Origin of the sequence: Mesorhizobium sp. M8A.F.Ca.ET.208.01.1.1 (assembly GCF_004791315.1) — a bacterium.
Classification (GTDB): Bacteria; Pseudomonadota; Alphaproteobacteria; order Rhizobiales; family Rhizobiaceae; genus Mesorhizobium.
This window is the reverse complement of sequence record NZ_SRUT01000005.1, coordinates 228,590-245,546: the sequence shown is the minus strand read 5'-3', so window position 1 is coordinate 245,546 and position 16,957 is coordinate 228,590. Positions and strand designations below refer to the sequence as shown.

The 16,957-nt window shown below is 59.2% G+C and carries 15 protein-coding genes and 4 pseudogenes; 10 read left to right on the top strand and 9 right to left on the bottom strand.

What is annotated here, in order from left to right; translation table 11 throughout:
• Positions 1 to 11 precede the first annotated feature (11 nt).
• Entirely contained in the window at positions 12 to 329 is a 318-nt protein-coding gene (locus EN851_RS23085) for a hypothetical protein (RefSeq protein WP_135880767.1), read from the bottom strand.
• 140 nt (positions 330 to 469) lie between these two features.
• Here EN851_RS23085 and EN851_RS23080 point away from each other — a divergent pair.
• Positions 470 to 1,198: pseudogene (locus EN851_RS23080) on the top strand (IS5 family transposase).
• A 12-nt stretch (positions 1,199 to 1,210) separates the two neighbouring features.
• On the opposite strand, the pseudogene ligD reads toward EN851_RS23080, so the two are convergent.
• Positions 1,211 to 3,139: pseudogene (gene ligD / locus EN851_RS37875) on the bottom strand (DNA ligase D).
• 129 nt (positions 3,140 to 3,268) lie between these two features.
• Here ligD and EN851_RS23070 point away from each other — a divergent pair.
• Positions 3,269 to 3,449, top strand: a pseudogene (locus tag EN851_RS23070) (DUF3606 domain-containing protein).
• Between the two features lie 15 nt (positions 3,450 to 3,464).
• A complete protein-coding gene (gene xth / locus EN851_RS23065) occupies positions 3,465 to 4,241 on the top strand; it encodes an exodeoxyribonuclease III (protein ID WP_135880769.1) in 777 nt (258 codons plus the stop codon).
• A gap of 297 nt (positions 4,242 to 4,538) precedes the next feature.
• Here the strand turns inward: xth and EN851_RS23060 are convergent, their stop codons facing one another.
• From EN851_RS23060 to EN851_RS23030, 5 genes are all read right to left on the bottom strand, one after another.
• Positions 4,539 to 4,856 carry a hypothetical protein gene (locus tag EN851_RS23060; RefSeq protein ID WP_135906962.1) on the bottom strand — a complete coding sequence of 106 codons (318 nt, stop codon included), beginning with the start codon at positions 4,854 to 4,856 and terminating at the stop codon, positions 4,539 to 4,541.
• 206 nt (positions 4,857 to 5,062) lie between these two features.
• A complete protein-coding gene (locus EN851_RS23055) occupies positions 5,063 to 5,275 on the bottom strand; it encodes a hypothetical protein (RefSeq protein WP_135906960.1) in 213 nt (70 codons plus the stop codon).
• 1,198 nt (positions 5,276 to 6,473) lie between these two features.
• Complete coding sequence (locus EN851_RS23045; protein WP_135879692.1) at positions 6,474 to 6,686, bottom strand: DUF768 domain-containing protein; 213 nt, start codon at positions 6,684 to 6,686, stop codon at positions 6,474 to 6,476.
• Positions 6,683 to 6,865, bottom strand: coding sequence for a hypothetical protein (locus tag EN851_RS23040; protein ID WP_135880771.1), 183 nt, complete (start codon positions 6,863 to 6,865; stop codon positions 6,683 to 6,685). The genes EN851_RS23045 and EN851_RS23040 overlap by 4 nt, the downstream gene beginning before the upstream one ends.
• Positions 6,866 to 7,535: 670 nt before the next feature.
• Complete coding sequence (locus tag EN851_RS23030) at positions 7,536 to 7,754, bottom strand: hypothetical protein (protein WP_245511653.1); 219 nt, start codon at positions 7,752 to 7,754, stop codon at positions 7,536 to 7,538.
• A 445-nt stretch (positions 7,755 to 8,199) separates the two neighbouring features.
• Between EN851_RS23030 and EN851_RS23025 the strand changes: the two genes are divergently transcribed.
• From EN851_RS23025 to EN851_RS22995, 7 genes and pseudogenes are all read left to right on the top strand, one after another.
• Positions 8,200 to 8,568 (top strand): hypothetical protein, encoded by a 369-nt coding sequence (locus EN851_RS23025; protein WP_135880774.1) that lies wholly within the window; start codon positions 8,200 to 8,202, stop codon positions 8,566 to 8,568.
• A gap of 387 nt (positions 8,569 to 8,955) precedes the next feature.
• A complete protein-coding gene (locus EN851_RS23020) occupies positions 8,956 to 10,131 on the top strand; it encodes a zinc-dependent alcohol dehydrogenase (RefSeq protein WP_135880775.1) in 1,176 nt (391 codons plus the stop codon).
• Between the two features lie 15 nt (positions 10,132 to 10,146).
• Positions 10,147 to 10,808: pseudogene (locus EN851_RS23015) on the top strand (SDR family NAD(P)-dependent oxidoreductase).
• A 62-nt stretch (positions 10,809 to 10,870) separates the two neighbouring features.
• A complete protein-coding gene (locus tag EN851_RS23010) occupies positions 10,871 to 11,761 on the top strand; it encodes an NAD(P)/FAD-dependent oxidoreductase (RefSeq protein ID WP_135906959.1) in 891 nt (296 codons plus the stop codon).
• 295 nt (positions 11,762 to 12,056) lie between these two features.
• Entirely contained in the window at positions 12,057 to 13,229 is a 1,173-nt protein-coding gene (locus tag EN851_RS23005) for a PHB depolymerase family esterase (RefSeq protein WP_135906957.1), read from the top strand.
• Between the two features lie 770 nt (positions 13,230 to 13,999).
• The gene (locus EN851_RS23000) at positions 14,000 to 14,464 is read left to right on the top strand and encodes a hypothetical protein (protein ID WP_135906955.1); all 465 of its coding nucleotides are present in this window, start codon (positions 14,000 to 14,002) and stop codon (positions 14,462 to 14,464) included.
• A 270-nt stretch (positions 14,465 to 14,734) separates the two neighbouring features.
• Positions 14,735 to 14,965 (top strand): hypothetical protein, encoded by a 231-nt coding sequence (locus tag EN851_RS22995; RefSeq protein ID WP_335930848.1) that lies wholly within the window; start codon positions 14,735 to 14,737, stop codon positions 14,963 to 14,965.
• A 285-nt stretch (positions 14,966 to 15,250) separates the two neighbouring features.
• Here EN851_RS22995 and EN851_RS22990 read toward each other — a convergent pair whose 3' ends face one another.
• Both EN851_RS22990 and EN851_RS22985 read right to left on the bottom strand, forming a co-directional pair.
• The gene (locus EN851_RS22990) at positions 15,251 to 16,111 is read right to left on the bottom strand and encodes a zincin-like metallopeptidase domain-containing protein (protein WP_135906954.1); all 861 of its coding nucleotides are present in this window, start codon (positions 16,109 to 16,111) and stop codon (positions 15,251 to 15,253) included.
• Positions 16,108 to 16,833: a toll/interleukin-1 receptor domain-containing protein gene (locus EN851_RS22985; protein WP_135880782.1), complete on the bottom strand. Its 726-nt coding sequence runs from the start codon at positions 16,831 to 16,833 to the stop codon at positions 16,108 to 16,110. Before EN851_RS22985 ends, EN851_RS22990 begins: the two co-directional genes overlap by 4 nt.
• Between the last annotated feature and the right edge of the window lie 124 nt (positions 16,834 to 16,957).

Below are 16,957 nucleotides of genomic sequence, written 5' to 3'. Positions count from 1 at the left end.
GGGATGGGTGGCTAACGGACAAACCAAAAGGGTGTATCTGCTCCAATTTGATATAGCTCTTCAAACATATCTGCACTGATCTTCTCGAGCTTTGCCTCAGCCATGCCTTCGCGCCAGCTGACATCAATCAGCGACGGACAGTGGTCTCCGTTGCGCTGCTCAAGTCCAACACTGTTGCGAGTGACCTGCCCGTTGGGAAAGATCTCCACAGACCGCAAAACATTGTCAGCCGCCTCATCTACCTCATACAGTAGCCAGAGCGGTTCACCTTCCGGCACAATGTCATCCGGCCAGCGTCCACGAAAGTAGGTGTAAGAGTTCTCGCTCATGGGCGAAATTTAGTCTTTCTGCCTTCGTTGTTGAATGTCCGAATGGGTCGTCTATCGACTGGCGGCTTTCATGTTGCGGTGAAATCTGATTCACGCTCGGCATGAGCCGATATGACCTGACTGAGTTCGAGTGGTAAGCGATCCAGCCACATCTGCCCAACAAGTTGCGGGGCGTCCCGCGCGTGGACGACCGCCGTGTGATGAACGGTATTTTCTGGGTGTTGCGCTCAGGCGCTCGCTGGGCCGATCTTCCCGCCCGCTATGGGCCGCCTGCGACAATCTACAATCGGTTCAACCGCTGGCGCAAAGCTGGGGTCTGGGACCGCCTGATGAGGGCCGTCACCAAGACCTATGACGGCGAAGTTCGGAAGATCGACACTTCTATTGTTCGCGTCCACCAGCAGGGTGCGACGGCAAAAAAGGGGGCCGAGATCATTGTCTCGGTCGTTCCCGAGGCGGGCTTACAACTAAAATCCATGCTCTTGTTGACGCGCAAGGCAGGCCGATCAAGCTGTTACTGACGGCAGGCCAGAAGAGCGACATCGCATCCGCAGCGGACTTGATCAAGAATTTGCCTGAAGGGGCCATGCTGCTCGCCGACAAAGGCTATGATGCCGACGCTTTGCGCGCTGCCATCACCGAACAAAATGCTTGGGCCAAATATCCCGCCAAAGGCCAATCGCCAAGACCCGATCTGCTTCAGCCCGTTCCTCTACAAGGCGCGTAACCTCGTCGAGCGCTTCTTCAACAAAGCCAAGCAGTTCCGCTGCATCGCAACTCGATACGACAAGCTGGCCGAGAACTACCTAGCCGCACTCAAACTCGTCTCAATTCGCATCTGGCTACGCGGTAATGAGTCTACGTCCTAGGAAGCAGCATCGTTATCGAATTGCTTTGCGAATGCGGTCAGTCAGCGTTTGCTCAACATCGAAGTAACCCTGCCAGGCGTCGGGCTCTTGAGCCCGCGCGGCAGCGGCAAGGACGTCGAACGTGGTAGCGCTTTTGAAAGTCGGCAACTCGTCCCAGGTGACCGGCACGGCGCAGGAGGCACCGGGCCGCGCACGGGTCGACCAGGGGCAGATTGCCGTTGCGCCTTGTCCGTTGCGTAGGTAGTCAAGAAACATGCGGCCCTTGCGCTTCGCCTTGCTCATGTTGGCCACGAAACGCGAAGGGTCGGTGCGAGCCAGCAGTTCAGCGAAGTCCTGGCAGAAGCTTTTGACCTTCTCCCAGTTTGCTTCGGGAATAATCGGAACGACGACGTGAACGCCCTTGCCGCCGGATAGCAACGGCCACGACTGCAGGCCGAGCGCTTCCAGAATGCTTCGGATATCAAGCGCTGCCTGCTTGACGTCACGGAAGTTCAGGCCCTCGTCCGGATCTATGTCGAAGATCATGCGATGTGGCAGGCTCGGCTGCTGCCGCAGGCTGCCCCAGACATGGAATTCGAGCACGTTCATCTGTACGCCGGCGATCAGCCCGGCCAGGTCGTCGACCCAGAGGATGCGGCTTTCCTTGCCGGACATCTTCTCCAGCTGCCCGTCATGGATGGCCTTCGGCATGCCAGGCAACTAGTGCTTCTGAAAGAAGCTCTGCTGCAGGTCGCCGTCGGTGTCGCGCACCAGCGAAAGGGGCCGATCCTGGATGTGCGGTAGCATCCTCTCGGCAACCGCTGCGTAGTACGCGACGAGCGTCGCCTTTGTCGCCTTGGTTCCGGGGTACATGAGCTTGTCCGGATGCGTGAGTTTGACTCCGACCGCAGCGGCGATCTCCTTGCCGATTGCCGGATCGAGGTCGGCGGAACCAGACGTCTTCGCCACTTCCATGACGACCTGATCGGCTCGCTTGTCTTCACGCATCCCCTCGAAACTGGGATGCCGCAGACTGCCATCTGGCGTCACCTCTGAATAGGTTACCTCGGCAACGAGTTCGGGCTTCACCCAGCGGGCGCGACGCGCGATGTCGAGCGGCACAGAGGAAAAAGCCGGTTTTTCCATTCGCCGTCGTTCAAGCTGGGCAAGGATCTTGTTGCGCATCGCCTCGGTGAAGCCGGTGCCAACACGTCCCCGGTACACCAGCTTGCCATTCTCGTATGTGCCCAGGATCAGCGATGCCATGCCGCGGCCAGTGTCGCTCGGGCGGTAGCCGCCGACCACGAATTCCTGTCGTTTCGTGCACTTGATCTTGAGCCAGGTGGCAGTTCGGTCGCCGACATAGCGGCTGTCCGCGCGCTTGGCGATCACTCCCTCGTGGCCCCCGGCGCACATGGTCTCGAGGATTTTCTCTCCATGATCGGCAATATGGCTGGAAAACTGCAGAGCATCATCCGGGTCGGGTTCGCCCAAAAGCTCCGCAAGCCGCTCCTTGCGCTCGAGGAGCGGTTGGTTCGAGATATCGCCGCCGTTAAGTTCCAGCAGGTCGAAGGCGTAGAACTTGAGCGGCATGCCGGCAGCAATGCCAGTTTTGAGCATGGAGAAATTCGTGCGGCCCTGGCTGTCGATTGCGACGATTTCACCGTCGATCAGCGCCGAGCCTTTGGTGAGTTTCCGCAGCGGTGGGAGGACCACCTTGAACTGGCGGGTCCAGTCGTGACCGTTGCGGGTGTAGACGACGACTTCCGATCCGGAGACAGCGACCTGGGCTCGATAGCCGTCGAACTTCATCTCGAAGAGCCAATCGGCGCCCACCGGAATGTCGTCGGTCAGCGTGCAGAGCTGAAATGGCCGAAACGTGGGGAGTGGGTATCGCGGGGTAGAGTCTGAGTCTCTGCGCCGTGTACGCTTTTTGCCGAGGGCGGCCTCTACGGCCGACATGCCGAACTCGAATACATGGTGCGATTCAATCCTCGCCCTGGGATTTTGTTCCACACGCGCGTCGTTGAATTGAACCGGAAGAGTCCGGCTGCGTTGTTCAGAACTGGAACGCAACCTTGGAGCAAGAAAATGGCAACTACTCAAACAACTCGCGGCCGCAGCCAGGATCGCGCGAAGGTCGCTGGTGGGCAGGATCATGAAAGTCAAGTATGAGGCGGGCAAGACCGGAGCAAGCAAGCCCGAGGTGAAGTCGGCCGTGAAATCGGTTGGTAACAGCCGCAAGAAGGTTGAGGACAAGCTCAAGAAATAGCTGGGTGCGCAAGCGATGATCCGTATCGCCACCTTCAATGTAAACGGTGTTAACGGTCGGCTGCCGGTCCTCCTCGCGTGGCTCAGGGCCACGCGTTATGACGTCGTCTGTCTTCAAGAACTGAAAACATCCGACGAGAAGTTTCCGGTTGAGGCGATCCGCGAGACGGGATACGGCGCGATCTGGCACGGCCAGAAATCCTATAATGGTGTTGCTATCCTGGCTCGCGGAGCAGACCCCGTTGAGCGCCGGCGCGGGCTTCCCGGCGACCCTGACGACAGCCATAGCCGCTATATCGAGGCGGAGGTTAGTGGGCTCGTTGTCGGCTGCCTGTACTTGCCAAACGGAAATCCCGCCCCTGGTCCCAAGTTTGATTACAAGCTGCGTTGGTTCGACCGCCTGATCAGCTACGGCCGGGGTCTCCTCAAAGAGGGCGCACCGACCGTGATGTGTGGCGACTACAATGTCGTCCCAACCCCGATTGATGCAGTGGTGCCGCGACGATGGCTTGGCGATGCAGTGTACTTTCCCGAGAGTCGGCAAGCCTATGCCGGGATGCTTGAGGATGGCTGGGTCGATGCGGTCCGGCGCATCCATCCGCAAAGGGGTGTCTATACTTATTGGAATCACACCTATGGCGGCGGCTACGACAGGAGTTCGGGCCTGCGAATGGACCATCTTCTGGTCAGTCCCTCGCTGTCGCCTCGGCTTGGCGATGCCGGGGTGGATGTAGAGACCCGGGCCTGGGAGAAGCCGAGCGATCATGCGCCGGCGTGGATAGAGCTTGAGTAGCCCGAGTCGAGGCGATCCCGCCAGCGATTCAGACGGCGTTCGTTGCTGCGGGCTGCTAACTTCGCCACTCTTTGTCAGAAATTTGTAGCATTCGTCGGAAGGGCGGCGGGTCTTGCAGCATTACTACGCCTTGCACTGCCTCAGGTAGTCGAAACCAGCCGCCGAACTAGATCGCGGCGCTGATTGCGTGCGTCACCCGATGTTTTTCGATCTGCCCGACTATGATCACGCTTTGGCAGTGCCGGAGAACTTTTGCGATCGAGCCAATTCCAAAGCGGTCGATGCGCTTGCGCGCGACTACGCCAATAAGATATCGACGTAGCAAGCATGAAGGATCTCTGGATCGACTGCCTCACCGTCGCAACCAACAAAGACGACCACGCCATACGCAGACGTCGTTACTGACAGGCCAAAGGGCGGTATCTTCCCGGATCTAGCGGATAGCGTCAGCCAGCGCGTCCCGTGAGCAAATGCTATGCAATCCCGGTCTATCTCCACCGGCACCGCAAGTCCGGGCACCACTTTCACGCCTTCCTCATCCAGCTCGAAACTCGAATCGACGATCGTGACGACCGTCGCATGGATCCGTCCGGTGCGAACCGTCGTGCGTAGCAATTGGCCAACTGCCGACGATTCATAGACGATTGTGCTGTCCTTCTGCGCCTCTAGGACGTCAATGCCACTCCGGTTACAAGCGAAAGCGGCAAACCCCGTTTCGCCTGCGGCCCGCGGATTTCTTTGGACTTTCCACCCCTGTCGATGCCGAAACTCTTCAAGAGGACGGTATGTCCGCTTCGGCTTTGATTAGGGCAGGATCGCCCTTATTCCAGAAACATCAGGGCTGTGGCCAGAAATCCCATTCCGAAGCAAGAGGCCATCGAATAGGCGATCATCCCAACAGCCAGATAAGCGCCGCTGCCTGCCGGTATATGGCTGCCGATAGCGCCAAAGGCCACGAGGCAGCCCGCCACCGTCAATCCGATGATCGCGCCTGCAGCAAGGTTTTTGATCACAAAAAGCACCAGTGGAGGCATGGACTGTGCTCCCGGAAAGAGTCGCGGGCGTTTGCCGCCGGCTGAAATTCAGCAACTGACACCTAACGGCAAGACACGCGTCCGGGTTGCCTCCTGTCTGTTTTCTTTCGGGACCGGGTCGACACTGAGGTCCTGTGCAATGGACAGCCGATCGGGCGCACAGGGTTCCGATCGAGTGGTCGAGCTCCAGCGCCACAGCGGCCGTAACCCGTGAGCGCTTCAAGGTTCTCAGCAACCTACCCTTCAGCCGACTGGATCATCACGAAATAGCGGCGGGAACGCTCTACGTGACTCGGGTTGGAACAATGCCGGGGAAATCATCTAAAACAGAAGAGAACAATATGCACAAACAGGCGGGTAGCCGACCCATACAGTGAGCGGGCTTTTAGCCTGCAAGGCTATTTTCACGGTATCAAGCGGTCCAGGGATGGCTATCTCCTTAGGTTCAAATCGCGAACGGTCACATCGGGAGCAGCAGCCGGGATCGCGATGCTGCCTCCCCGCGACGCTGTCAAAGCCACGCTAATTCGGCGTAACCAGCAAACGTGTGGCTAGCTGCAGGTCAGCTGTCTCCAAACCCTCTCCCAGAATCGGGCGAAAATTGGCCGAAGGAGTGCTTGGGCGGCCTCGTGTCGTCCGCGTATCGCCAACAGCGAAGCGAGGTCAATAGCGCTCCGCAGCCCCCATGCGCGAGCCCCCTGACGATCGCTGCACCGCGCGTTGACGGGCGGCGGTCGACCACCGCCTTCCCGAGCCCAACCGGGAACCAGGCCCCAGCGCGCCGAGACAAGGCCGCCCATGCTGGTCGACAACTCCTCACGCATGATGATCGGATAGGTCAGGCTCGGCGCGCTGTTTCACAGCGGGAAGCTGTTGCTCAGTCGTTCGACATCGCCCGGATGGGCGAATTCGAACCGACGAACCATGTCGGGGATTGTCGTCTTTACGAAAACGCGTCCACACAGATTACGTCATGCTCAATCGTTGCCGTCAGGGAAGACCAAAATGGGAACGAGTCAAGGCGACGATTGCCTTCGCAGCCAAGCCTCAGACTGCTCGTTGTTGAACGCAACCGCTTCCTCCAGCGAGGGAAACTGCCGCGCCGTTATCGATCCGTCCGGCATCATCTGGACTGCCAAAAAAGGCAGGCCCTTGATGGGTGGTGGGTAAATTACGAAGGTTGGCGCAACCTGCTGATTCACTCAGGGAGCCCCGGTTCGAAATGTATGATCGCGTCGAGGATCGTGCGGTAGAGACTGTCGACCTCTTCGTCTATTTCGGCCCGCTTAATTCCGATCGCCTTGGCGTTGGCAATGAGCTTGTGGGCGAGCTCGTCCACCTCCGCATGGGCAGTTTCGGGAACAGTGTTGGCGATCCACTGGTCCAGGAAGTTGCTGCCGCGCGCGCTCATTGACGCTTAAGCTTCGTCGCCGGCTTTGGTTCCTGCGAGGACAATTGCGCGGCTTTAAGCCGCTGCTCTCTCAATCGAGCGGTCTTATCGGCCCTTGCCTTCCGCTCCGCATCCAGCACAAGCTTGCTTTCCCGGTCGGCTCTTTCGATCCTTTCGCGATCGACCTTGCGTTGCGTCATGACAGCCTCCTTTGGAAGGACAAGCCAAGAAAGAAATGAGTCTGAAAAGGTTCAACACGAAATTCAGCCGTCCAATGTCAAACGTTATTGCCGTGGCCTTCGGTCCAGGCGTCTTCGCGGACCCTCACCCTCCACTGAGAGTTTATGCAGGCCGAGGCCGATCCGTTGGCCCTCTGCGAAGGCCCGCGCATACGATTCGATCTCGAACGACTTGATTGTCGCGTTGCCATTCCGCACAACGCGAACGAACCACTCGCCGAGGTTCTCGGTTATTTCGACGGAATCGGGGGGTATTTCTGAAGCCATGCTTCCTCCCAAGATTGGGCGAAAGCACCGGAGTTGGCTTCCAAGCGACCGTTTGCCGTGCAGTTGCGGGCGACTTAAGGATCCTACGCTATCTGGGAGATCCCGGACACAACATTTGTGTGTCACGGCCTAAGAATCAATCTGAATATGAAAAGTCATAGCCACTTGCAGAAGCTGGCGGCCCCTCTCGTCCCGGACCTTGAATGGCAGCTCCCGATGGGGGCCATCCGGCAACACTTCCTTTATCACCTGGCGGCCTCACGCTTGACGGCATCGAAACTGGATAAGTCTGTCCCCACCTCGTCGGGCTGAGCTACGCCATTATCCAAAAAGTCGAAGAATAGAGCGCCATAGGCGTTCAATCTCACAACCATGAAAAAGTTTCCTGAAAGCGAGAATTTCGTGAGCCGCCCTGTGCGAAAATCCTCGACCAGGGTGCGATATTTTGAGGTCCAATCGAGACCGTTGCACGTGTAATACGAGTGCCATCCTCGTCGATGACGAGCTGCGAGCGATAGCCGTCGAACTTCACCTCGTGCAGCCAGTTCTCGCCGTCGGGCAGCTGGTCGACAAGGGTCGGCACTCGGACCTCGGTCCTACGGTTCCGACGGCCTGGAGGGTGAGTTCGAGGACGAACTCACCCTCCAGAAGCTATATGAAGCTCACGAGCTCAAGCCGGCGATCGAGGAAGCGTCGGTGCGGGTCAGCGGCTGATTGCATCCCCGTTCACTTGCCTGCGTGGAATCTATCGTTCGGGCGTCAACCAATCCTGTTCGACGAGATCGCGCAATTTGTTGGCGCGGTCGAGCGCCTGTCTGCTGGCGGCTTGTCACGAAGCGTCCCATGAAGCTTTTGCGATTTCGGGCAACCGCGTCATTGTTGCAGACGCGATCTGCTCCGGAGCGGACTGCACGACGCCATGCTGGCCATCTACGAGAGCCGCTTTGGGATGCAAGTGGAGACGGTCACCCCTGCCGATCTCGTGGCGGCGGGAATCGATGGAATGCTTTGAGCAGGAGTGAGCGCGCATGAGAAAGCAGCAGTGCATCATCGAGACGCTAGGAGTATCGTCCCGTTTCGATTTCGCACAGGAAGGCCGGCAGCGCATCGACTTCCTCGCTTCCTATCTGCGGGCATCGGGTCTCGGCACTTATGTGCTCGGGATCAGCGGCGGAGTTGATTCGTTGGCTGCGTTCCTGGCGCAACGCGCCGTCGATGATCACGGCTGGCCGGAAACGAGGCAGAGTTTCTGGCCGTTCGGCTTCCTTATGGAACCCAGGCTGACGAGAGCCACACACAGCGGACACGATACAGGCGGACGAGGTCCTCCGCATCGACATCCGGCCGGCTACCGACGCGATGTTGGCGTCTATAAGGTTCGCCGGCGCTCATCTTAGGATGCCGGCCGTTAGGATTTCGTGCTCGGCAACATCAAAGCGCGTCAGCGCATGATTGCCCAATTCGCGCTGGCCGGCGCGCCCGGATCAGCGCCTGGAAGGCCGAGAGGTCGACGACGCCGACTACAGTCGGATACTTCACATGCTTCGGGCAACGCACACAAGCGCGCGCTTCCGGTCGCGCTTATCCGCCTGCCCTCTTCTGCCTGATCAAAGCCGGCATTTACCGCGAACCCGCACACCTTTGCCCCAAGAAGTGGACGACGGACGCCCCCGGCAATGGGCGACCGATGCAATTCTCGCAGCGGCGAATGTCACTTCTGTACTAGGATTTCGGAACAACGAGGCGCGCCAGAGCTTAGGCTTTGAATTCAGCGAGAGGTTACGATGCGCGCACTCACCTGGCACGGCAAACATGACATTCGTTGCGAGAGCGTGCCCGACCCCACGATCGAAGCGCCTACGGACGCGATTATCAAGGTCACCTCCTGCGCCATCTGCGGCTCCGATCTCCACCTCTACAATGGCGTTATTCCCGACATGCACAGCGGCGATGTGCTCGGCCACGAGAACATGGGCGAGGTTGTCGAAGTCGGATCCAGCGTCTCCAACCTAAAGGTTGGCGACCGCGTCGTGGTGCCGTTCGTCATCGCCTGTGGCGAGTGCTTCTTCTGCAAGCGCGGCGCCTTCTCCGGCTGCGAGCGGTCCAATCCGCAGAAAAGCAAGGAAAAGGCTCAGACATTGTGGGGTCATTCGCCAGCTGGCCTTTTTGGCTACTCGCACCTCCTCGGTGGTTTCCCTGGCGGCCAGGCGGAGTATCTTCGCGTACCCTACGCCGATGTCGGGCCGATCAAGGTGCCGGCAGGCCTGAGCGACGAACAGGTGCTATTCCTCTCCGACATTTTTCCAACTGGCTACATGGCGGCGGACTTCTGCGACATCCAACAGGGTGACACGATCGCCATTTGGGGCTGCGGCCCGGTGGGACAGATGGCGATCAGGAGCGCGTTTCTGCTTGGGGCAGAGCGCGTTATCGCCATTGATACGGTTCCGGAGCGATTGGAACTGGCGCGCGCCGCCGGCGCCATCACAGTCGATTTCCTGGATGAAGATGTCTACGACCGCATCCAGGAGTTGACCAAAGGGCGCGGAGCAGACGCCAGTATCGATGCGGTCGGTACCGAGCCGCTGGCCAATTCCAGCTTCTACGCGATGGTCGACCGGGTGAAGGTCGCGACCTTCATGGGCACGGACCGGCCGCATGTCCTGCGTCAGGCAATCCACTGCACGCGCAACTTTGGCACGGTCTCCATTGTCGGCGTCTACGGCGGATTTCTCGACAAGATCCCATTTGGATCCGCCATCAACCGGGGTCTGACGATGCGCATGGCCCAGACGCCGGTACAGGGCTATTTGTCGAAACTTCTTGTTCATATCGAGAACGGCGACATCGACCCATCCTTCGTGATCACCCACACGGCGAGCCTCGAGGAGGGCCCTGACCTCTACAAGATGTTCAACGACAAGAAGGACGGCTGCATCAAAGTCGTTCTCAAGCCCTGACGACGGAGGTAGCACATGTCTGATCCCTCACGACCCCTCGCCATCGTCACCGGCGCCTTTAGCGGCATTGGCCTCGAACTTGCGAAACTCGCGATTGAACAGGGATATGATCTTACCATCGCTGCCGACGAACGCGATATCCACGAGGCCGCCAGGACGCTCAAGGCCCAGGGAGCCAAGGTTCAAGCCGTTCAGGCTTCCACCACCGAGGGTGTCGACCAACGCTATGATGCCCCGCGCGACCTAGGGCGTCCGGTCGAAATCCTGATCGCAAACGCCGGATGTGGCCTCGGCCACGCCTTTCTCGACCAGGATATTGACGAGGCCAAGCGCGTTGTCGACATCAACATCGTCGCGATCTACCTAACGCAAAAGGTCGGATGTGACATGCGCGAACCAAACCGGGGCAAAATACTTCTCACCGGCTCGGTTGCCGGTTTCATGCCGGGCTCTCGCTTCTTCGAAAGGGCCGATATGCTCGATACCAACGTCGGTCAGCAGGAGAAAGTCGATCCCGCCGATGTCGAAAGCAGGTTGGGACGCGATGATGCGGGGCGATGGCGACACTGTCAGCGGCCTGAAACAAAATCCAGTCCGCAGTCGCCAACGGTACGCCAGCGCGCCTGCTTGCCGAGCAGCATCGGAAGATGGCCGAGCCCGGTTCGGCTGACGACTAGTGCGTGAGCCCAATCCGCCGACTCTTGCGTGTCCCCGAGACAACGAGGATTCGAACTACAACATGAGGTGCGACTGTCTCATAGTCGGCGGCGGCCCGGCCGGGTTGGCGGCGGCGACATACCTCGGGCGGTTTCGCCGTCGGGTCATCGTCGTCGACGCCGGGGAAAGCCGCGCGAAATGGATTCCCGTCAGTTACAATTGTCCTGGTTATCCCGACGGCATCGTCGGCGTCGACCTGCTTGAACGCCTGCGGCAGCAGGCGCTGATGTGTAACGTTGACCTCATCAACGATACAGTGACGGCGCTGCTGCGCGAAGGAGATGATTTCGTCGCCGCGGCATCCTTTCCTATTCGGGCGCGCGCGGTGCTCATCGCCACCGGCATAGTCGATACGCTTCCTCCCATTCCGGATGTGGCCAACATGATCGCAAGTGGCGCGCTGCGGCTATGCCCGATTTGCGACGCCTACGAGGTTGTCGATAAACGCGTCGCCGTAATCGGCCCTGCAGACCGGGCTGCAAAGGAGGCCGTCTTCCTGCGGACTTATTCCAGAGACGTCACTTTGCTCGTGACTGATCCGATATCTGACCTTAACCCCGCCGCGTGTGAACTGCTCCACGGGGCTGACGTCACGGTGCAAGAATGCCTCCCGGATTCGATACGCGCAGAGGACCAAAAGGTTCGTGTAAGTCTTCTAGACGGGAGGACGCTTTCCTTCGACACGATCTATCCCGCCATGGGTTGCACCATGCGCTCAAAGCTCGCCATCGATCTCGGCGCGGCATTCGACGAGGCCGGCAATCTGGTCGTGGACTCACACCAGCGCACCGGCATAGCGGGCCTCTATGCAGCAGGCGACGTCGTCGACGAAATCAACCAGATCGCGGTGGCCTTTGGGCACGCGGCGATCGCCGCCGTCGCCATGCACCGCTATCTTGCGACCACCGACTAGGAAAACTGGGCGCGTTGCGGGCGGAAATGGTCGGTTCGGGGGTCGGCCCTCATGTTGAACGTTTCGGAACTTTTGGTTCGCTGGGCGCTTGTTGAGCATGCTCTTCACGACTCGGTGAACGGCAGCGCACATAAACCTCTCGACACTGATTTGCAGATCGGCCGGTCCGTAGGGCCGGCCATTGTCCCATTCAAGTCTGTCTCCATTGTTATTGTGCAGTGCAGCAACGATATTGCTGCGAGTGCGTTGCACACACGCCGTCCAATCCCGGGCGTCAAAAACAAGGACGGCTCAATTGCGAAAAGTCTCCGATAAGATCGCGCGCCTTGCAGCACTGCGCGGGCTACAAGGCACACATCCCACCTCTTTCACATCCGCCGATCGCCTCTCCCCCCTAGTAAATTTCGGCTCCAATCCTGGTGTCTTGCAGGCACAATATTATATGCCCGCTGACCTCCCGGATGGGGCGCCGCTGGTCGTTGTGCTGCACGGTTGCACCCAGAATGCAGCCAGCTACGACCATCAGTCGGGGTGGTCGCAACTCGCTGACGAGGCCGGTTTCGCGCTTCTCTACCCCGAGCAGCAACGCGCCAACAATCCGAACCTCTGCTTCAACTGGTTCCTGCCGGCAGACATTACGCGCGATCGTGGCGAGGTCTTCTCGATCCGGCAGATGATCGAGACAGTGGTCGTTGCCCACGGCCTGGACCGAAAGCAAATATTCGTCACCGGTCTTTCAGCCGGCGGCGCAATGGCCGCCGCGATGCTCGCTACTTATCCTGAGGTGTTCGCCGGCGGCGGCATCATTGCCGGGATGCCCTTCAGCTGCGCGACAACCATTCCGGCAGCGTTCGATCGGATGCGTGGCCACGGCATCCCTTCTGATCAGGAGTTGCAGCGGCTCTTGCGAAAAGCTTCCAAGCACAATGGGCAGTGGCCCAAGATTTCGATCTGGCACGGCTCCGGCGATCATATTGTGGCCTCTACCAACGCGGAATCCATCGCGGCCCAGTGGCGCGACGTGCACAAACTCGACACGGCGCCCACGCATTCGACAAGCGAGCGCGCACGAAGCCGGCGGGTCTGGGCTGACGAAGCAGGCGAGGCGAAGATCGAGATCAATATGATTGCAGGTATGGGCCACGGTACCCCCATCGGCAACGGCGTTGGCACGGCCGGGCCTTACATGCTCGATGTAGGAATTTCATCAACCGAGGAGTTGGCGCGGTTCTGGGCTCTCGGCGATGCCGTTGACGCGAGAGGGTCAGCGAGGGCTAGGTCCGCGCCGAGGCCTGCTGAGCCGAGGGTCGAGAGAAAGCCATCAGCATTTGATCTTCGGCCAGCGGCCGTGGAGCCGGCTAAGGCCAGGCTTGCAGAACCAGATCGCATAGATGTGGGGTTATCGAAGGGTCGAGCGGTGAGGAAGGTCATCGAGGACGCTCTGCGTGCCGCGGGCCTGATGCGGTAGGAGAGCGCAAACCCTTAAGGTTCCGTAAGCACGGCTAAGCGCAGTAGAGGCTCTGAACTAAGGAACGCGGTAGCTTTGTAATCGGATCCTTCTCGCCCGCGCCGACAACACCGGCCAGCCTTTCGACGTTCGGATATTTGTCGCCCATTTTTTTGCCTCTATCGGTGGAAAGCGCACCCTGGACGCGGGGTTGCGAGCCCGTCACCTACGCATTCCACAAAGCAGTAGTCAACCTCCCTGCACGACTTCCTCGGCCACTCGGTGAACAACCCCTGCGCCGCTTTTGTCCCATGAGAAGAATGGTCGCGACCGTCGAATAGCGGCATTGCCCATCAGTCGGCCGGTCGTTGCTGTCCGGTAGGCGTACGGTGCCCCCGGATAACTCTGCGTAATCATCGATGGCGAGGAAGGGCTTGTGCACCATTTGGGGAGCCAAGCGCTCATCTACCCCAGGCAGTAGAAACCTAAGCAGACCGAGAAGGCTGCGGGAGCCTCTCATGTGGCGCTTGCAACGACGCGGTGGCCGGCGGCGCTGGCGTAGCCAATGACCCAGTCTCTTGGCCGTCCCCAAAAAGGCGGCCTAGGCGAGATGGCCGCGCAAGGTCACTTCCAAGGCCAGCGAGACGGTGGAAATCAAGGCAGGCGCACGGTCAAATTTTCTCGGCGATGGAACTTCCCGACGGATTGCGGGTTCGCCGGTATAGGGACGACTGAGGCCCATTCCGGCCTGTGCAATTTGCAGGCAAGCGCCTCGCCAACAGGAGACGTCCATGAAACATCAGACACTTGAAGAACTGCATGGGGTCGCGGAAGTCGAAGAATCCTTCCCGGCCATGACGCGGCGTGAGCGTTTGGAACATTGGGCCATGCTGCTCGAACGAAATCCCGAGCGGTGTCTCGCCGCCTTCCCCGGGACGGAATACATGACCTTGGGTGTGCGCGAGAAAGCCCAGTCCCTCGGCTCCGCGATCAGCATCGCTTTCGCCGATCCAATGTTGTGCGCGCAAGGATTGAAGAACGATACGTATGGCGAAGCGAAGCGCTTCTTCGACCTAGCGGATTGGCAGTTGCACGCTATAGTTTGCCATTGCCATGTCGGCGGGAGGATGAAAGCCGGATGGGCCGCAGTTCAAGTCCGATCTGCCATCGACAAGGAAGGCAAGGCTTTCAGCAAATTGCGCGACGCCATGGCGCATTGGCCAGTATTCCGCATCCTAACTCACGCAAGTGAGTAAGAGACGCCTCAGGAAACTGAAAGAGGCAGCGGTCGGAAAAGGTCCAAGCACGTGACCGACGGTATTTTGGACCTGAGATCGCCAACCGTGAAAAAACGGGCGAGCGTCGCTCGTTTCCTTTTGCCTCATGGAGCTAGCTGCCGAGCATGTTCCTCGGAAGTGGTCCGCTGAGATCCGCAGCGTAGCGTGCTTGCTATGTATCTTGTCCAAATACTGTTGCCCCGCTCAGACAACCAGGGTGAACCCTTCCCCCGAACGGATTTCGACCGCGTGAAAGAAGAATTGGCCGCCCGCTTCGATGGGGTGACCGCCTATCTCCAGGCGCCTGCGGAGGGTCTTTGGAAGGACGGCGGAGAAACAGACCGGGACGATATCGTCGTCTTCGAGGTGATGACGCCGAAGGTGGACGCTTTGGAATGGCAGCGTCGACGCAGCGATCTAGAGCGCCGCTTCCGGCAGGATAAAATTGTGGTCCGCTACTCGAAGATAACGGTCCTTTGAAGCTTATTGTCTTGGGCTCGTCGGCCTCGGATACGTTCCAGACTGCCCTTTTATGCGACCTTCGAAACACGAATGGCGAACGTTGAGAGGGCGTTCTGTGTTTTGACGTCAACAAGCCTGCCCATTCCGCAGTTCCCTGATCATCAGCAATGGCATGAACGGCGCCGAAAGCCGAATGACAGTTCGCGACTTCGGGATGGCGATAGCGGACGTTTCGCATGGGGGGCTTGGAAGTCCCGCCTGACCCTCGGGATCCGGAACTATCGGACCAGACGACATGCCAATTCAACGGAATTGGTGGGCCCACGCTTGCTCAGCCAGCAACCCGAGCGGGCAGCAAAGCACTTGCCTATTTGGTATGCTGGTATAATATGTACCTGACATAGCGTGTTCCCGAGGTACCGTGGGCACGATCCCCAAGGCTGCGCAGCAGAAGGCAGCGTTGATCTCTGCCACGAGTTCCTCGAACGCATATTTTCTGGAGCCGGAAGGGCCGGAGCAGTCACGGGCCAAGCGTGAACTGTGACCGGTGGCATGACCGAGCTCATGCAAGGCTGTGCGGTGCCAGTTGATCGGCTCGAAATAAGCTTGGGGCGGAGGCACCTGTATATAATCGCGGGCAGGCATATAGAACGCCCTGTCGCCACCAATACGGAAGTCGATACCGGTGGCCTTGATCAGAGCCTCGACCCGCGGTTCGATCAAGCTAGCCACCGGCAGCGGAGCCGAAACCGCGACTTCATCAGGCAGTCCTTCACATTGCTCGATATTGAAAACGGTGAAGCGCTTGAGGAAAGGGATCGCCTGGGCATCCTCGCCTGTCTCGCGAGCCCGCTTCCTCTCATGATCCGGGACAAAACGATCGGCATAAACGACCGTTGTCCCACGCTCGCCTCTGCGGACGTTCCCGCCGAGCGCGGCAGACTGTCGATAGGTTAGCCAACTCTGCGATGGGAACCCGCGTTCGACGACGGCACCCCAGAGGATAAGCACGTTGATCCCGCTGTAGGTGCGATGCGTGCTGGCATTCTTCGGCAGGGAAAGCGACGCGACGAGTTCGCCCTCCGAAGCCGAGGCCAGGATCTCGTTGCAAGCATCACCCGTCATCCTTCCTTCGGCGAAGCAGATATTGTTCTCCCCTATCATCCCGCCGAGCCAGACTCGGCATTGGCCCTTGCTGGCGCCATCGAGATACAGCTCGGCCCTAAAATCCGTAGCCGTGGCATCGGTGAGGTGAAGTCGACGCGGTCATTCTCCTCAGCGACTTGTTTGAGATTGTCCTCGAAAGTTTTGCGGATGGCGGCGAAGGCGCCTTTGGCAAACCTGCGACGGTCCGCATCGGTCGCCGTTGCGTGCAGCCTGGGCAGCAAGTCCCGGACTGACCTCGCAGGCGCAGACTCCACGCCTGGGAAATCCTTGTGCTCCGGGGCCAATGGAGCACCAGGAAAGCTAGGGCGGTTTGAGGGCTTTGCCCGCTTCATGTCGACGCCATTCAGGATCGCCTGTCTCGCCACTACCTCGTCCATACCGACTATGCGGATCTGGACAATGGCCGTCAGCAATCCTTCTGGTTTGCAGTTGTGGACCATGACAGGCACAACGCGCCGGTTAAGTCCTTGAGGATCCCGCGCGAATGCACTGGCCCATTCGGCCGCCGCCATGCCGGACTTCAGGTAGTCGGGCGAGAGCACCATGATCGTTCGTTCTGCGGCGCTGGAAGCTTCCTGCATCTCGAGGACGAAGTTGCTGCCCGGGCGGAAATCCCAAGCCTGGAGGATAGTAGTGAAACCCGCCTCTTCGAGGATGAAGGCTATCCATTCGGCCCATTCTTTGTCCGAGCCGGTATAGCTGATAAAGAAATCGGTCATTTCCAATTCCTGGCTGGTGCCGGCAAATTCGAGGCGTTGAATGTCTCGGATGGGTAGTCTGCGGACTGGAAAAGTCTATACGAACGGGGTGGATCGAGGTTCTACACCCCGTTATTGACGAACA